Source organism: Enterobacter sp. ECC-249 (genome assembly GCF_043965265.1).
Classification (GTDB): domain Bacteria; phylum Pseudomonadota; class Gammaproteobacteria; order Enterobacterales; family Enterobacteriaceae; genus Enterobacter; species Enterobacter quasiroggenkampii.
On the sequence record NZ_CP143660.1, the window covers coordinates 4515154 to 4532449 of the forward strand.

The window sequence follows — 17296 nt, forward strand, 5'->3', positions numbered from 1 at the left end:
ATGGAAGATCCTCGTCACGCACAAGGGCCTGCTAACAACGTCCTCGGCATCGGCCAGCGTATTTTAACGACGCTGGTCGGGATTGCCGAAACGCGCGTCCGGCTGGCAGTGGTCGAGCTGGAAGAGGAGAAAGCCAACCTCTTCCAGATGCTGCTGATGCTCGGACTCACCATGCTCTTCGCCGCGTTTGGACTGATGAGCCTGATGGTGTTAATCATCTGGGCCATTGATCCGCAGTATCGTCTTAACGCGATGATTGCCACCACCGTCGTTCTGCTGGTCGCAGCGTTGATTGGCGGTATCTGGACGCTGCGTAAAGCGCGTAAATCCACTTTCCTGCGCCATACGCGTCAGGAGCTGGCTAACGATCGCGCCCTGCTGGAGGATGACAAGCCGTGAGCGGTAAAGCCGAACGTCAAAAGCGAAAAGCGTACCTGCTAAGCCAGATCCAGCAGCAGAGGCTGGATCTGTCTGCCGACCGTCGCGACTGGATTGACGCGACGCGACGGTTTGATCGGGGCTGGAACACCTTCCTGAGCCTGCGTTCATGGGCGCTGGTCGGCAGCAGCGTGATGGCTATCTGGTCCGTTCGTCATCCAAATATGCTCATCCGCTGGGCGCGCCGTGGGTTTGGTGCATGGAGCGCCTGGCGTCTGGTGAAAGCAACGTTGCGGCAGCAGCAATTACGCTAGCCTTCTCGCCGGGTGGCGGCTACGCCTTACCCGGCCTACTTACACTCGTAGGCCGGGTAAGCGCAGCGCCACCCGGCAAAATCCTCTCCCCCCCTTTACTCAATATCTTTGAAGAAGATTGACAGTTTTCCTTGCTAACAATCGCCCACCGTCACGTTTATGATGCTCTCCATCGACAGCAACGACGCGGTATCTACCCGTAATTGCAGACAAATAACGTTCAGCCGCTGATGTGGTTTCCTGGAGAGTAAAATGAAAAAATTAGAAGATGTTGGTGTACTGGTAGCGCGTATTCTGATGCCAATTCTGTTCATCGTGGCAGGTTGGGGCAAAATTACCGGTTATGCGGGTACCCAGCAGTATATGGAAGCCATGGGCGTTCCGGGGTTCCTGTTGCCACTGACCATTCTTCTTGAGTTCGGCGGCGGCCTGGCAGTCCTGTTCGGCTTCCTGACCCGCACCACCGCGCTGTTTACCGCAGGCTTCACCGTGCTGACGGCGTTCATCTTCCACAGCAACTTTGCGGAAGGCGTGAACTCTCTGATGTTCATGAAAAACCTGACCATCGCGGGTGGCTTCCTGCTGCTGGCGGTCACTGGCCCGGGCGCATACAGCATCGACCGCGTTCTGAATAAGAAATGGTAAGCACGCTATACTGAATAAACACAAAGCGAGGAGACATCTCCTCGCTTTTGCTATCTGACGGAGGAGAAAAAATGGGACAACTCGTAGACGGCGTCTGGCAGGATGTCTGGTATGACACCAAATCCACCGGAGGTCGCTTTAAGCGCTCTGTTTCGGCCTTCCGTAACTGGCTGACCGCGGACGGTGCGCCGGGCCCAAGCGGCGAAGGCGGCTTCGCGGCTGAGAAAGATCGTTATCATCTTTATGTTTCCCTCGCCTGCCCGTGGGCTCACCGCACGCTGATTGTGCGCAAGCTGAAAGGTCTCGAATCTTTAATTCCAGTTTCAGTCGTCAACCCGCTGATGCTGGAAAACGGCTGGACGTTTGACAATGATTTCCCTGCGGCAACCGGCGACGAACTGTATCACCACGATTTCCTGTACCAGCTCTATCTGCGCGCCGATCCGCACTACACCGGGCGCGTGACCGTGCCGGTGCTGTGGGACAAGAAAAACCAGACGATTGTCAGCAATGAGTCTGCGGAAATCATCCGCATGTTCAATACCGCATTTGATGCGCACGGCGCCCGCGCCGGGGATTACTACCCGGTTGAACTGCGCGATAAGATTGATGAGCTGAACAGCTGGATTTACGACAACGTCAACAACGGTGTCTATAAGGCCGGTTTCGCCACCAGCCAGGAAGCGTATGACGAAGCGGTTGGAAAGGTGTTTGAATCACTGGAGCGCCTGGAACAGATCCTGGGCCAGCATCGCTACCTGACGGGCGATCGCCTGACGGAAGCGGACATTCGCCTGTGGACCACGCTGGTTCGCTTTGATCCGGTCTATGTCACCCACTTTAAGTGCGATAAACACCGCATCAGCGACTACCTGAACCTGTATGGTTTCCTGCGCGACATCTACCAGATGCCGGGTATCGCCGACACGGTCGACTTCGACCATATTCGCACCCACTATTTCCGCAGCCACAAGACCATCAACCCGACGGGCATTATCTCCATCGGCCCGTGGCAGAACCTGGATGAACCGCACGGGCGCGACGTGCGTTTTGGATAAATATTAAGGGCACCAATCAATACCCTAAATAATTCAAGTTGCGTGAAGGCGGCGACGCAGCGAATCCCCAGGAGCGTACATTAGTACGTGACTGGGGTGAGCGAGGAAAGCCAACGCCCAGGCAACTTGAAGTATGACGGGTAAATGCCCTTTTTTAATTCACAATCTCCATCTATCCTTACCTCGATCGCTTAGAAAACAAGTGATTGACTGACTAATGAGGCAAGGAAAATGGACTGGTATTTAAAAGTACTGCGCAACTACATTGGATTTGGTGGCCGCGCCCGCCGCAAAGAGTACTGGATGTTCGTTCTGGTGAACTTCGTCCTGATTATGGTGCTGGGCATCGTGGATAAAATTCTCGGCTGGGAGCGGGCTGGCGGTGAAGGCGTGCTGACCACCATCTATGGCCTGTTAGTCCTGCTGCCATCATGGGCGGTACTGTTCCGTCGGCTGCACGATACCGATCGTTCGGCGTGGTGGTTATTGCTGCTGCTGATTCCGATCGTGGGCTGGATCGTGATTTTGATCTTCAACTGTCAGAGCGGGACGCCGGGCGAAAACCGCTTTGGTCCGGATCCTAAGGTCGGCGCATAAAAAAAAGCCCGGTGGCGCTTCGCTTACCGGGCCTACAAACCACAATTTTATTTATTATAGTGCGTGAAAAGCTTCGGAATTTCGCGTAAACACCACGATTTGGCTTCGCCCATGCTGTCGCGGCGCCACGCCATAATGATATCCACCTCGTGGCTATATTCCGGGCTGACAACGCGCAGCCGCCCTTCTGCAATGTCTTTTTCGACAAACGGGTACGGCATGGTCGCCACGCCCAGCCCCGCCAGCAGCGCCTGCCGCTTGTCTTCCAGCGACGTGACCGTCAGACGAGGCTGCTTATCCAGTAACTGCACCGTCAGCACCGGACGCTCGCGCGCGGTATCCGCAACCGCCACGCCGCGATACTTCACGCGTGTGACTTCAGATAGCGGCTCCGGCTCCTGGTGAATCGGGTGGTTGGGGGCGGCAACGTAGACGTTCATCACGCTGTAGAGCTTGCGCGAGTTGATTTCCGATGAAGAACGGAAGTGCATATCCGGCGCAATCACGATATCCGCCCTGCCCGTCTCCAGACGCTCCCACGCCCCTGCCAGCACCTCGGTGATAATTGACAGCTGCGTATTGGCCTTCGCCGCCAGGCGGTCCACCAGCGGGAACAGCGCTTCAGTCGGCACCAGCGCTTCGGTAACTAGCGTCAGATGGGTTTCCCAGCCGCGCGCCAGCGCTTCGGCGTCCGTGGTGAGCTTGTCCGCCGCTTCCAGCAGCACGCGGCCGCGCTCCAGCAGCATTCGGCCCACGTTGGTGAATTTTGTTCGATGACCGGAGCGGTCAAAAAGCACCACATCCAGCTCTTCTTCCAGCTTCTGCATGGTGTAGCTCAGCGCAGACGGAACGCGCCCCAGTTCATCGGCCGCTGCCGCAAAACTGCCGCGCCGGTCAATCGCGTCCATGACGCGAAGCGCCTCAAGCGTCAATGCTCTCTCTTTAGCCATCTCGTTCTCATTCAGGAAATTTGAACATACCAGGCAGAATATCTGGCTAACAATGAAGCGTCCATACCTTTACCATTGTTTTAGTGTAAAGAGAGGTCAAGTTTATGATTACGACAAGAACAGCTAAACAGTGCGGACAAGCCGATTTCGGTTGGCTGCAGGCCCGCTACACCTTTTCCTTTGGACACTACTTTGACCCTAAACTCCTCGGTTACGCTTCACTGCGCGTGTTGAACCAGGAAGTGCTCGCCCCGGGCGCCTCCTTCCAGCCGCGTACGTACCCGAAAGTCGATATCCTGAACCTGATCCTGGAAGGCGAGGCAGAATACCGCGATAGCGAGGGCAATCATGTCCAGGCAAAGGCTGGCGAAGCGTTGTTAATTTCCACGCAGCCGGGCATTAGCTACAGCGAGCATAACCTCAGCAAAGATAAAACGCTGACCCGCATGCAGCTGTGGCTCGACGCCTGCCCTGAGCGAGAAAATCCGCTGGTACAGAAGTTAGATTTAACGGGCGATAAGCAACAGCTGATTGCATCGCCGGACGGCAGTAAAGGTAGCCTGCAGCTGCGTCAGCAGGTGTGGCTGCACCATATCGAGCTCAAGAAAGGTGAACAGGCGAGCTTCCAGCTTCATGGTCCGCGCGCCTATTTGCAGTCTATTCACGGTACGGTGCATGCGGTGACGCATACGGAAGAGAAAGAAGCGCTCACCTGCGGCGACGGGGCGTTTATTCGTGATGAAGCGAATATCACCCTGGTGGCGGATACGCCGCTGCGCGCGCTGCTGATTGATTTGCCGGTTTAGAGAATGTCCTAACCCTCTCCCAATGGGAGAGGGAACCGATCGAGCCACGGCAAAATCATCCGGCGCCGTACGCGACGACGAAATCACTCTGCCAGCGCGTTAGCCATATCCGTTCTAATCTGTTTGCGCTGTTCCGGCGTCAACACCTGGCTGACGTCGAAGTAATATTTCACGCGGTAATAGCGGGTCTGCTCTTCAATTTTGCTGAATGCACTAAGCTGGCTTTTCACCGTGCTTTCGTCCCATTTGCCCGCCTGGAACATGTCGATCAGCGCGCCGTCCTTCACGCCCGTCATCGGGATCTTGCTGACATTTTGTTCCAGCTGCTTATGCAGATCTTCAATCTTCTTAACCTGCTCATTGCTGAGCTTCAGGTGCTGAACCAGCGGGTCCTGAGATGGAGACGGAGCAGCCTCCACGTTCGCGGCCTGCGCCGTAAAACTGCACACGGCCAGCGCGGCGGCGGCCAACGCAATACGGGTCATTTTCATCATCTTACTGTCCTTACATGCTGTGATAGGGAAAAGCAGGCGTATTGTTTTTCAAGAGCGGATGAATATGTGTGAGTAATTATATAAACAATTGTGTATGTCCAGCGGGCAAAAAAATGCCCCCTGCGTTGAGGGGGCATGAGAACTCACTTTTATATAGATTGGGTAAACGTTCGCGAAATCACATCCTGCTGCTGCTCGCGCGTCAGGGCATTAAAGCGCACCGCATAGCCGGAGACGCGGATGGTCAGGTTCGGGTAGTTCTCGGGATGCGCAATGGCATCGAGGAGCATCTCCCGGTTCATCACGTTAACGTTCAGGTGCTGCCCGCCCTCAATAGATGCTTCGTGATGGAAGTACCCGTCCAGCAGCCCTACCAGGTTGGTTTTGCGCACCAGCTCGTCCTTGCCCAGCGCCTGCGGCACGATGGAGAAGGTGTAGGAGATCCCATCTTTGGCATAGGTGAACGGCAGCTTGGCGACCGACGTTAACGAGGCCACCGCCCCTTTTCTGTCGCGCCCGTGCATTGGGTTCGCGCCTGGGGCAAACGGCGTGCCGCCGCGTCGTCCGTCCGGCGTGTTCCCGGTCTTCTGACCATAAACCACGTTGGAGGTGATGGTCAGGATCGACTGGGTCGGTACCGCGTTGCGGTAGGTTGGCAGCGCCTGAATTTTCTTCATAAAGCGCTCCACCAGGTCGCAGGCGATGCTGTCCACGCGATCGTCATTGTTACCGTACTGCGGATAGTCCCCTTCTATCACGAAATCGACCGCCAGTCCGGTATGGTCGCGCACCGGCTTCACCGTGGCATATTTAATGGCCGACAGGGAATCCGCGGCTACCGACAGCCCGGCAATGCCGCAGGCCATGGTACGATAGACGTCCCGGTCGTGCAGCGCCATCAGCGAGGCTTCGTAGCTATACTTGTCATGCATGTAGTGAATGAGATTCAGGGCGCTGATGTACTGCACCGCCAGCCAGTCCATAAAGTGATCGAGGCTCGCCATCACCGTGTCGTAATCCAGCACGTCGTCCAGCAGCGGCTCGGTTTTCGGGCCGACCTGGATCTTCAGCTTCTCGTCCACCCCGCCGTTGATCGCGTACAGCAGCGTTTTGGCGAGGTTGGCTCGCGCGCCAAAGAACTGCATCTGCTTGCCGATCACCATCGGGCTGACGCAGCAGGCAATTGCGTAGTCATCGCTGTTGAAGTCCGCACGCATCAGATCGTCGTTTTCATACTGCAGCGACGAGGTGACAATCGACACCTGCGCGGCGTATTTCTTGAACGCGATCGGCAGCTGTTCTGACCAGAGGATCGTCAGGTTCGGCTCCGGCGCGGGCCCCATGGTGTGCAGCGTGTGCAGATAGCGGAAGCTGTTTTTGGTCACCAGCGTGCGGCCGTCCAGCCCCATGCCGCCGATCACTTCCGTGGCCCAGATCGGATCGCCGGAGAAGAGCGTGTCAAACTCCGGCGTGCGCAGGAAACGCACCATGCGGATCTTCATGATGAAGTGGTCGATTAGCTCCTGCGCCTGTACCTCTTTCAGGCGTCCCGCCTGCATATCCCGTTCGATGTAGATATCGAGGAACGAGGCCGTGCGCCCCAGCGACATCGCCCCGCCGTTCTGGGATTTCACCGCTGCAAGGTAGGCAAAATAGAGCCACTGCACCGCTTCCTGGGCGTTCATCGCCGGGCGTGAGATATCGAAGCCATAGTTCGCCGCCATCTGCTGGATCTGCAGCAGCGCGCGCTTATGCTCCGCCAGCTCTTCACGCAGGCGGATCGTCGCCTCCAGATCCTCACCGCGCTCCAGCCTGCCCTGCAGATCGGCGAACTCAAGTTCACGCTCGCGCACCAGATAAGCGATCCCGTACAGCGCCACGCGGCGATAGTCACCGATGATACGTCCGCGCCCGTAGCCGTCCGGCAAGCCGGTCAGCACGCCGGATTTACGGCAGCGCATCATCTCCGGCGAATAGACGTCAAACACGCCCTGGTTGTGGGTTTTACGCAGATCGGTAAACAGGTATTCGAACTGCGGATCCATCTCCCGACCGTAGGCTTCGAACGAGCTGCGGATCATGTTGATCCCACCGTACGGATGCAGCGCGCGCTTGAGCGGTTTATCGGTTTGCAGACCGACGATCGTCTCCAGATCCTGGTCGATATAGCCCGGTCCATGAGCCGTAATGGTGGTGGCGATGTTGGTGTCGAAATCTACCGGGGCGTGGGTGGCGTTCTCCTGGCGAATGCCGACCATTACCTTCTGCCACAGCGCCGTCGTTGCTGGCGTCGCCTGCGCGAGGAAAGCTTCATCGCCTTCATAAGGGGTGTAGTTATGCTGAATAAAATCGCGGACGTTGACGGCGTTTTTCCATTCTTCACCGCGAAACCCGGCCCACGCGTCGCTGTAAGGCGCGACGCCCGTATCGATTGTTACTTTCATGTGTTTCTCGCTTTATCAGGCGTAAGCCGCAGCCGGGGTAACCTTCCCAAGACGGAGGGCGTCCAGCGCGATCATTTTTTCTTCGTTGGTAGGGATCACCGCGCAGGCCACGCGGGACGAATCAGCGCTAATGACGCGCTCACCCGCGCTGCCCGGCAGAGCATTTTTGGCGTCGTCGAGGCGGATGCCGAACACCTTCAGATGCTCCGCCACCAGCGCACGGACAAGCTTCGAGTTTTCGCCAATGCCGCCGGTAAAGACCACCCCATCCAGGCGGTGCAGCGACGCCGCGTGCCCGGCAATGTGTCGCGCAATGCGGTGAACGAAGGTCTGGATCGCAAGCACAGCCCGCTCGTTGCCTTCATGCCAGGCTTTCTCCAGCGCCCTCAGGTCTGAAGAGATGCCGGAGATCCCCAGCAACCCGGACTCTTTGTTGACCACACGCTCCAGATCCTCAAACGACTGCCCGGTCTGCTGGGCAATCCACGCCATCGCGCCAAAATCCACGTCGCCGCAGCGCGTACCCATCATCAGTCCTTCCAGGGGGGTCATCCCCATCGAGGTATCAACGCTTTCGCCGTTGCGCACCGCGCAGATGGACGCCCCGTTGCCGAGATGGGCAATCACCAGGCCGCTGTCATCGGGGGACAGCCCAAGAAGCGTATGCGTCTGCGCGGCCACGTAACGGTGAGAGGTGCCGTGGAAGCCGTAGCGGCGCACGCCCAGCGCTTCAAAATAGCGGTACGGCAGGCCGTACAGATAGGCCTGCGGCGGCAGCGTCTGGTGGAAGCTGGTATCAAATACCGCCACCTGCTGCACGCCCGGGAACAGGCGCTCGGCCGCTTCCACGCCGCTCAGGTTGGCGTAGTTATGCAACGGTGCCAGCGGGGAGACCTGGCGGATCTGCTCAATCACCGCTTCCGTGATCAGGGTCGACTCGCTGAAGAGGTCGCCGCCGTGCGCAATGCGGTGGCCAATTAAAGCCACGCTGCTCATCAGGTTACGCTTCTCCAGCTCCAGGGCGATGGCAGCCAGCGCCCCTTCGTAGTCCTGGTGAGCCAGTCTGGCTGGCTCACCCCCGTTCACGGAAATAAAGGCCTTCTCGGTGTTGATCCCATCCGCAATGCCCGTCATCAGGGCGTCGCAGCTGCTGGCGTCGAGCACCGAAAACTTAACAGAGGACGAACCGCAGTTAATTACCAGTACAACCGGAAACTCAATCATCATGTGACTCCGCTCTTCCTGAGCAATGGGTTAGAACAGTTTGTAAACGATATTCAGAATGGTCAGCAGGCCCACAACCGTGACGAAGATGTTCTCGGGTTTGCCCTTATATTTCGCCATCGCTGGCGCTTTGCGGATGGCGTACATCGGCAGCAGGCACAGCAGAGAGGCGATGATTGGCGCGCCCATGGCTTCGATAAGGTCGAGAATGTTCGGGTTGGCGTAGGCCACAACCCAGGTGGAGCCCATGATGAACACCATGCTGATGGTGTTCAGTTTGCCGACAGAGACTTTCTTCTTATCGCCTTTGTAGCCGAACTTGAGGATCAGGCCATTCAGCCCTTCCAGCGTGCCCAGGTAGTGGCCAAAGAAGGATTTGAAGATAGCGACCAGGGCAATAATGGAAGCGCCGTATTCCAGTACCGTCGCGAACGTCGATTTGGTTCCGGACATGGAGGCAAAGTGGTTCGCCAGGTAAGAGAGCACCGGAATGTTCTGCGCCTTGGCGTCCGCCATATTCTGCGGAGAGAGCGTAAACAGGCAGCTAAAGGCGAAGAACATCACTACGGCGACCATCAGCATGCTGGCGCGACCGATGATTTTGGAACATTTCTGCTCGGTGAACTCTTTCCCGAACGTCGGCTCGTACTCTTCACGCTTGGAGACCACGAACGAGGAGACGATAGGCGAGAAGTTGAATGAGAAGACCATGATGGAGATACCCAGCCACACCGTGACCAGAATGCCGTCATGGCCGGTGAAGGCGATATCGCTCAGGTTGACCTGGTCGATCACCGCCGAGTTCCAGTAAGGGATCAGCGACAGCGAAATCAGCACCAGACTGGCGATAAACGGGAACACCAGGAAGCTCATCACCTTCACCATCAGGTCCTTACCGAACCAGATAACAAAAGCCATCAGCAGCAGCAGGAACAGCGCCACCACGCCGCGGTTCAGCGCAGGCAGCTGGAGCTGGTTTTCCCAGAAGGTCATGAAGGTGTTAGTAATGGTGACGCCGTAAATCCACAGCAGCGGGCAAATGGCGAAGAAGTAGAGGAACGTGATCACCACCCCGCCGGTTTTACCGAAATGCTCTTCCACCGTTTCGGTAATGTTGCCGGAGACGTTGCTGCCGGACAGGCAGAGGCGCGCCAGCGCGCGGTGGCAGTAAAACGCAATCGGGAACGCGAGAACCAGCATCAGCAGGATAGGGATTAATCCGCCAAAGCCTGCGCGAATGGGGAAGAACAGCACGCCTGCGCCAATGGCGGTACCAAACAGGCCAAGCGTCCAGGTGGTATCAGACTTACGCCAGGACGACGTTTTTGTCTGGCCAACGATAATGCTTTCTGTGTTGCTCATAGGTCACCTTTATGCGTCAACGAAGCCGGTAATTTGGGAAACACGGGAGAGATCGATATTGCCGCCGGAAATAATGCAGACGGTTTTGCGGCCCTGAATATAGTGGTCCAGTTTGCCGCTTAATAACGCCGCGCAGGCCAGTGCGCCGGCGCCTTCCGTCACCACTTTATTTCGCTGAATAAGGGCAATCATGCTGTTGCGAATATCGTCTTCGCTCACCAGCACAATGTCATCGACCAGTTCACGAACGATTTCGAAGGTTAATTTCCCGGGACGAGAGACGTCGCAGCCGTCGGCTAACGTGCCGGTGACGCGATGGTTGGTTATTTCTCCTGCCTGCCAGGAGGCTGCCATTCCGTGCACGTTTTCAGACTGAACGCCGATAATATTAATGGTCGGATTGATGGATTTAATCGCCGTCGCAATCCCGGCAATTAAACCGCCACCGCCGATAGGCACAATGACGTTATCCACGTCGTATAAATCCTCGAGAATTTCCAGGCCGATGGTGCCCTGCCCGGCAATCACTTTGGCGTCATCGTAAGGCGGGATAAAAATGCGCCCTTCCATCTCGACGATTTCGCTGACTTTGGCGATGGTGTCATTAAAGTTCTCACCGTGCAGCACCACTTCCGCCGAGTAGTCGCGCGTCGCGGCCACCTTGGATTTTGGTGCGCCCATTGGCATCACCACTTTGCCATCGATGCCGAGCATGGCGCAGGAAAGGGAAACCCCCTGCGCGTGGTTTCCCGCGGAGCAGGCGACCACGCCCTTGCGTTTTTCAGCGTCGGTCAGCGAGCTTAACTTGTTAAACGCGCCGCGGATCTTAAACGAACCGGTGCGCTGCATGTTCTCAAACTTCAGGAATATTTCACCCTTACAGCGTTCGCTGAGATAATTCGAGCGTGGCATGCCGGTTTTATATATTTTTCCTGCCAGTCGTTTTCTGGCGTCCTGAATATCTTCAATCGTTACCGGGAGATCGTAGGTAATATGCATAATATCCTCGTTATAATAATTCATTCTTTTCAGGCAAAGTCAGGGTATCAGCGCGTTAATACGTTAACGCTCTGGGTGTTTTAAAATAGATACTAATTATTCATCGTCGTCTTTCGATATTCATCGACGAATATTGTTTTGCCAGCTCAACTAATACTGACGCCGATTTTTTAATCCTGTAATTTTTTGACCACACGGCGGCATAACGCGCCACGGGTAATTCATCTTCCACTGGCAGCACAATAAACTGGTCAGAACCGAAAGGGGCAATCATGTCGCGGGGAATCACCGTCAGATAATCGGCATTCAGGACAAGATTATAAATGGTGACGACGGAATCGGTCTGGACGATGTTTTCGATGCTGATGTGGTTGTCTTGCAGGGTGGTCAGAAGTTCTTTGTAGTAGCCCATATCGGTTTGCGGCATCACCCACTGTTCGTGCGTGAGCGATGCCAGTGTCGTCGGGCCGGTGCACGTTCGTGACTTGCTGGCGACCAGCACAAACTCGGACTCAAACAGCGGCTCGACGTGCAGATCCTGCAGCAGCATTTCATCACTCAGCGTGCCGATGGCGAAATCCAGACGGCCGTCGCGAATGGCCGGGAGGAAAGATGAGAGCTGGGCTTCATACATCGAGACGCGCGCTTTCGGGAACACTTCCTTAAATTTTTTGATCATCCCGGACAGGAAGGTAAAGCCGATCAGCGACGGGTAGCCAAAGGAGACGTCCATAACGGTGCTGAAGCTCAGACTGTTAATCTCACTCACCATATTTTTCATTTCGCGGGTGATCGACTCTGAGTACGAGAGCAGAACCTGGCCCGCGGCGGTCAGTTTTACGCCGGTGTTTTTACGCACCATCACTTCCACGCCGAAGTAGGATTCGATATCGCTGATGATTTTGCTGACGGCGGGTTGCGTCAGGCCCAGCTGTCTTGCTGCAGAACCTATGGAGCCACTTTTAATGACTTCCTGAAATACCACGAGGTGCTGTGTTTTCGGTAGAATAATAGTGTTCATAATATTCTGCGCTTATTTCCCTATGACGGGGTGAATTCTACTCAATAATGTTTAAAGGGGTATGTGCTGTTACTCACAATTTGCTTTTCAGGCCCCTTAACGCACACACCAAAAAATCAATAAAAACGTTATTTATCAAATAAATACAAAAGTAAAAATACGCTACTACGCTGATATTGATCAACAAAAATAGCGGTAATAAATTAATTTTATGGCGATAACCCGGATAAATTTCACCGTCCGGAAAAAATCATTAAAGACGATATTTCAGGCAATTAAAGCCTAATAAATAGCCGCTATTTGTTTGAAACATTCTTTCAAATTATCAATTTTTTACGGCGTGAGTTTTCAGACTTAAGGAAAAGAGTGGAATGCGTCACATATTCACAGGATAAATGTATTTGATTTCAATATATGTATATCAAACGAGAAATGTTTCAGGATCATTAAGGTAACAATCATAACAAATTATCAATACTGAAAACCGTACATTTTTTAGCGTGAAATTTTGTGATGGCGATCGTCCACAGATGCAGTAGCGATACTGAAGGGATAAAAACAGTGAAATGTGCTTAATGTCGCAAATATGAGAATTGATGTCGTTTGTCTGGTTGCCGGTGGTGCTGCGCTTATCCGGCCTGCAACACCCTGAAAGCAAAAACCCCGCCGAAGCGGGGTTTTTTAAGAAGTTGAAGCTGACCGATAAGCCGGGTTCTGTCGTTGGACAGTCATTCATCTAGGCCAGCAATCGCTCACTGGCTCAAGCAGCCTACCCGGGTTCAGTACGGGCCGTACCATGTGAACCCCTATTTGGCCTTGCTCCGGGTGGAGTTTACCGTGCCACGGACTGTTACCAGCCGCGCGGTGCGCTCTTACCGCACCCTTTCACCCTTACCTGATCCCGCTTGCGCGAGCCATCGGCGGTTTGCTCTCTGTTGCACTGGTCGTGGGTTTCCCCCCCAGGCGTTACCTGGCACCCTGCCCTATGGAGCCCGGACTTTCCTCCCCTCCGCCCGTCTCCCCCGAAAGGGACGACGACGAAGCGGCGACTGTCTGGTCAGCTTCGGCGCGCAGTATAGAGGGTTTGCGCGCCGCTGTCACCCTCAGGTGTGGGCAAGGCGTGATTAACGCGCCACTTCCACCTTCGCCAGTTTTTCGTAGTAGCACGCAATCGCGCTGTGATCGGCCGTGCCCAGGCCATCGGCGCGCAGCGCCTGCATCATCTCCATGACCGCTGCGGTCAACGGCAGCTGTGCGCCCACGCCGTGAGACGTATCCAGCGCGTTCGCCAGATCTTTAATATGCAGGTCGATGCGGAATCCCGGCTTGAAATTACGATCCATCACCATCGGCGCTTTGGCATCCAGTACGGTGCTGCCCGCCAGACCACCGCGAATGGCCTGGTAGACCAGGTCCGGATTGACGCCCGCTTTGGTTGCCAGCGTCAGCGCTTCGGACATGGCGGCAATGTTTAGCGCCACAATCACCTGGTTTGCCAGCTTGGTCACGTTACCCGCCCCGATCTCACCGGTGTGCACCACTGAGCCCGCCATCGCTTTCATCAGGTCGTAGTATCTATCGAAAACGGCTTTATCGCCGCCGACCATCACCGACAGCGTGCCATCAATCGCTTTCGGCTCACCGCCGCTGACCGGCGCATCCAGCATATCGACGCCCTTCGCTTTTAGCGCCTCGCTGATTTCACGGCTTGCGAGCGGCGCAATAGAACTCATATCAATCAGCACCAGGCCCGGCTTCGCGCCGTCGATAATACCGTTTTCCCCCAGCGCAACGTCTTTAACATGCGGGGAGTTGGGCAGCATGGTGATAATGACATCGCACTGCTCGGCAATGGCCTTAGCGGTGGTGGCCGTTTCTGCTCCCGCCGCTATCACCTCTGCCACGGCCTGCGGATTGTGATCGGATACCACCAGTGAGTAACCCGCTTTGATGAGGTTCTTACTCATTGGTTTACCCATGATCCCCAGGCCAATAAAACCCACTTTCAGCGTCATATCTGTTTCCTCAATGATGGTTATTTTTTAAAAGCGTCGGCTAATTTCTGCGTGGCCGAGCGGAAAACGCCGAGGTCGCTGCCGACGGCAACAAACGTGGCTCCCCACTCCAGATAGCGACGGGCGTCAGCCTCAACCGGCGCCAGAATGCCGCACGGCTTGCCGTGTGCTTTAGCACGGGAAAAGATGTGCTGGATCGCGCGCTGCACGTCAGGGTGGCTGGCGTTACCCAGATGGCCAAAGGCGGCAGCCAGATCGCTCGGGCCGACGAAGATACCGTCCACGCCGTTTGTGGCGGCAATCGCGTCGACGTTATCCACGCCCTGCTGGCTCTCGATCTGAACCAGAATGGTGATGTTGCTGTTGGACTGCGCGAAGTAGTCCGGCACGGTGCCAAACATATTGGCGCGGTGCGAAACGGAAACGCCGCGGATCCCTTCTGGCGGATAGCGCGTTGAGGCTACGGCCAGCGCCGCTTGTTCTTCCGTCTCCACAAACGGGATCAGGAAATTGTAGAAGCCGATATCCAGCAGACGCTTGATAATCACCGGTTCGTTGGTGGGAACACGCACCACCGGAGCGCTGGGGCTACCTTTCAGCGCCATCAGCTGCGGAATAAAGGTGCTGATATCGTTCGGCGCATGCTCGCCGTCCAGCACCAGCCAGTCGAAACCGGCCAGGCCCAGCACTTCGGTGCTGATGGGATTTGCCAGCGCGGACCAGCAGCCAATCTGAATCTGGTGCGCCGCGAGAGCCGCTTTAAATTTATTCGGGAAGATCGCGTTATTCATCGTATTTACCTTTTTTATTCCGCAGCTTTTTTCAGCATCATTTTATTTATTCAGACACCGCGCCAGTATGATATTTATTATTCTGACGTATTATGGCGTGATAAAAACGTCATTCAGTATAAGACGCAATTCGCGACCGCACATTGTTTTAATGCTCAGGTATTGCGCTATATTTTGATAAAATTATATGCATATGCACAAAGCACTGGGCGCTAATGCACAGAATCAAGGATTACGGGTTCTGAAGCGATCGGGATCACATTTTGCTATTCATTCTGCTGACATGCTTTATTTCTGAAAGCCGCGTATTTATTTCTACCATTAGAAAAATGGCTGAATTTATTATCAGACTATTTGCTGGAGAATACTGAACAATGGCCGACATTGAAATTCGACAGGCACCGCCGACGGCGTTTTATATAAAAGTGCACGACGCCGATAACGTGGCGATTATCGTCAACGACAATGGCTTAAGAGCAGGAACCCGCTTCCCGGACGGGCTGGAGCTGATTGAGCATGTTCCGCAGGGACATAAAGTCGCCCTGGTAGATATCCCTGCAGAAAGCGAAATCGTGCGTTACGGTGAAGTCATCGGCTATGCCGTCCGCCCTATTCCGCAGGGAAGCTGGGTTGAGGAGTCGCTGGTGGCACTGCCAGAAGCGCCGCCGCTGAACACGCTTCCGCTGGCAACCCGCGTGCCGGAGCCGCTTCCCCCGCTGGAAGGCTATGCCTTTGAAGGCTATCGCAATGCGGACGGCAGCGTCGGCACCAAAAATCTGCTCGGCATTACCACCAGCGTGCACTGCGTGGCAGGCGTAGTGGATTACGTGGTGAAAATCATCGAACGCGATCTGTTGCCAAAATACCCGAACGTCGACGGCGTGGTGGGACTGAACCACCTCTACGGCTGCGGCGTGGCGATTAACGCGCCCGCTGCCGTGGTGCCTATCCGGACCATCCACAATATCGCCCTGAACCCGAACTTTGGCGGCGAGGTGATGGTTATTGGCCTCGGTTGTGAAAAATTGCAGCCAGAACGGTTGCTTCAGGGAACCGAGGATGTCAAAGCCATCCCGGCAGACGAGGCCAGCATCGTGCGACTGCAGGACGAACGCCACGTCGGTTTCCGCTCAATGGTTGACGATATTCTGCAGGTGGCAGAGCGTCATCTGTACAAACTTAACCGCCGCCAGCGTGAAACGTGCCCGGCCTCTGAGCTGGTTGTGGGCACCCAGTGCGGCGGCAGCGATGCCTTCTCCGGCGTGACGGCTAACCCGGCGGTGGGCTTTGCATCCGATCTCCTTGTTCGCTGCGGCGCCACGGTGATGTTCTCCGAGGTGACCGAAGTGCGTGACGCCATCCATCTTCTGACGCCGCGCGCCGTTAATGAAGAGGTCGGCAAGCGCCTGCTTGAGGAGATGGCCTGGTACGATAACTATCTCGATATGGGCAAAACCGACCGCAGCGCCAATCCCTCCCCCGGGAACAAGAAAGGCGGCCTGGCAAACGTGGTGGAAAAAGCCCTCGGCTCCATTGCCAAATCCGGCCAGAGCGCGATTGTGGAAGTGCTCTCTCCGGGCCAGCGCCCGACGAAACGTGGCCTGATTTACGCGGCAACGCCGGCCAGCGATTTTGTGTGCGGTACGCAGCAGGTCGCATCCGGCATTACGGTGCAGGTCTTCACCACCGGGCGCGGCACGCCGTACGGCCTGATGGCGGTACCGGTGATTAAAATGGCGACACGCACCGCGCTCGCGAACCGCTGGTATGACTTAATGGATATCAACGCGGGCACCATCGCCACCGGAGAAGAGAGCATTGAGGACGTGGGCTGGAAGCTGTTCCACTTCATTCTGGATGTCGCCAGCGGGCGGAAGAAAACCTTTTCGGATCAATGGGGATTACACAACCAGCTGGCGGTGTTTAACCCGGCACCGGTGACGTGACTTCCCCTCGCACTACCCTCTCCCCATAGGCTGAGGGATCCCCAGTAATTTTTTACCTGAAGCGATGAACGTCTCTTCTTCAAAATTAATGGCTTACAGCGACGCCCTGGTCCGGCTGTAAATCGCCGAAGCGTTTCCGTAAGGCGGGGCGAGGCGCAGGGATGCGCCGAGAGGGCGTGGCCTGCAGGGATGCAGGCTCATGCCCGACCCGATAGCCTGAAGGAATAAGCTGCGGACAAAATTGCCGGGAGC

The 17296-nt window shown here is 55.7% G+C and carries 16 protein-coding genes and 1 other RNA gene; 7 read left to right on the plus strand and 10 right to left on the minus strand.

Going from position 1 to position 17296, the window contains the following annotated elements; translation table 11 throughout:
- The 5 genes from V1587_RS21440 (at position 1) to V1587_RS21460 (ending at position 2992) form a co-directional block, all read left to right on the plus strand.
- The gene (locus V1587_RS21440; RefSeq protein WP_014885329.1) at positions 1-399 is read left to right on the plus strand and encodes a phage holin family protein; all 399 of its coding nucleotides are present in this window, start codon (positions 1-3) and stop codon (positions 397-399) included.
- On the plus strand, positions 396-692 hold the full coding sequence (locus tag V1587_RS21445) for a YqjK-like family protein (RefSeq protein WP_371899723.1): 297 nt from the start codon (positions 396-398) through the stop codon (positions 690-692). The genes V1587_RS21440 and V1587_RS21445 overlap by 4 nt, the downstream gene beginning before the upstream one ends.
- Positions 693-944: 252 nt before the next feature.
- Positions 945-1337: a DoxX family protein gene (locus V1587_RS21450; protein WP_023309292.1), complete on the plus strand. Its 393-nt coding sequence runs from the start codon at positions 945-947 to the stop codon at positions 1335-1337.
- 71 nt (positions 1338-1408) lie between these two features.
- Complete coding sequence (locus V1587_RS21455; protein WP_371899722.1) at positions 1409-2395, plus strand: glutathione S-transferase family protein; 987 nt, start codon at positions 1409-1411, stop codon at positions 2393-2395.
- A gap of 231 nt (positions 2396-2626) precedes the next feature.
- Positions 2627-2992 (plus strand): DUF805 domain-containing protein, encoded by a 366-nt coding sequence (locus V1587_RS21460; RefSeq protein WP_032650333.1) that lies wholly within the window; start codon positions 2627-2629, stop codon positions 2990-2992.
- Between the two features lie 47 nt (positions 2993-3039).
- On the opposite strand, the gene V1587_RS21465 is transcribed toward V1587_RS21460, so the two are convergent.
- The gene (locus tag V1587_RS21465; RefSeq protein ID WP_371899721.1) at positions 3040-3942 is read right to left on the minus strand and encodes a LysR family transcriptional regulator; all 903 of its coding nucleotides are present in this window, start codon (positions 3940-3942) and stop codon (positions 3040-3042) included.
- 104 nt (positions 3943-4046) lie between these two features.
- Here V1587_RS21465 and V1587_RS21470 point away from each other — a divergent pair, with 104 nt between their 5' ends.
- The gene (locus V1587_RS21470) at positions 4047-4748 is read left to right on the plus strand and encodes a pirin family protein (protein ID WP_023309295.1); all 702 of its coding nucleotides are present in this window, start codon (positions 4047-4049) and stop codon (positions 4746-4748) included.
- Between the two features lie 83 nt (positions 4749-4831).
- Here V1587_RS21470 and V1587_RS21475 read toward each other — a convergent pair whose 3' ends face one another.
- From V1587_RS21475 to garL, 9 genes are all read right to left on the minus strand, one after another.
- Positions 4832-5242, minus strand: coding sequence for a Spy/CpxP family protein refolding chaperone (locus V1587_RS21475; RefSeq protein WP_045371418.1), 411 nt, complete (start codon positions 5240-5242; stop codon positions 4832-4834).
- A 149-nt stretch (positions 5243-5391) separates the two neighbouring features.
- Positions 5392-7686 carry a formate C-acetyltransferase gene (gene pflB / locus V1587_RS21480; protein WP_371899720.1) on the minus strand — a complete coding sequence of 765 codons (2295 nt, stop codon included), beginning with the start codon at positions 7684-7686 and terminating at the stop codon, positions 5392-5394.
- A 15-nt stretch (positions 7687-7701) separates the two neighbouring features.
- Positions 7702-8910 carry a propionate kinase gene (gene tdcD, locus V1587_RS21485; RefSeq protein ID WP_371899752.1) on the minus strand — a complete coding sequence of 403 codons (1209 nt, stop codon included), beginning with the start codon at positions 8908-8910 and terminating at the stop codon, positions 7702-7704.
- Between the two features lie 30 nt (positions 8911-8940).
- Positions 8941-10272, minus strand: coding sequence for a threonine/serine transporter TdcC (gene tdcC / locus V1587_RS21490; RefSeq protein WP_371899719.1), 1332 nt, complete (start codon positions 10270-10272; stop codon positions 8941-8943).
- A gap of 9 nt (positions 10273-10281) precedes the next feature.
- The gene (tdcB, locus tag V1587_RS21495) at positions 10282-11271 is read right to left on the minus strand and encodes a bifunctional threonine ammonia-lyase/L-serine ammonia-lyase TdcB (RefSeq protein ID WP_023326154.1); all 990 of its coding nucleotides are present in this window, start codon (positions 11269-11271) and stop codon (positions 10282-10284) included.
- A 100-nt stretch (positions 11272-11371) separates the two neighbouring features.
- Positions 11372-12292, minus strand: coding sequence for a transcriptional regulator TdcA (gene tdcA / locus V1587_RS21500; protein WP_371899718.1), 921 nt, complete (start codon positions 12290-12292; stop codon positions 11372-11374).
- Between the two features lie 687 nt (positions 12293-12979).
- Positions 12980-13357, minus strand: an RNA gene (gene rnpB, locus V1587_RS21505) — RNase P RNA component class A.
- Between the two features lie 59 nt (positions 13358-13416).
- Entirely contained in the window at positions 13417-14307 is an 891-nt protein-coding gene (garR, locus tag V1587_RS21510; RefSeq protein WP_371899717.1) for a 2-hydroxy-3-oxopropionate reductase, read from the minus strand.
- Positions 14308-14327: 20 nt separating this feature from the next.
- Positions 14328-15098 (minus strand): 2-dehydro-3-deoxyglucarate aldolase, encoded by a 771-nt coding sequence (gene garL / locus V1587_RS21515; protein ID WP_371899716.1) that lies wholly within the window; start codon positions 15096-15098, stop codon positions 14328-14330.
- Positions 15099-15472: 374 nt separating this feature from the next.
- On the opposite strand from garL, the gene garD reads away from it, so the two are divergent.
- Positions 15473-17044 (plus strand): galactarate dehydratase, encoded by a 1572-nt coding sequence (gene garD, locus V1587_RS21520; protein WP_371899715.1) that lies wholly within the window; start codon positions 15473-15475, stop codon positions 17042-17044.
- The last annotated feature ends 252 nt before the right edge of the window (positions 17045-17296 follow it).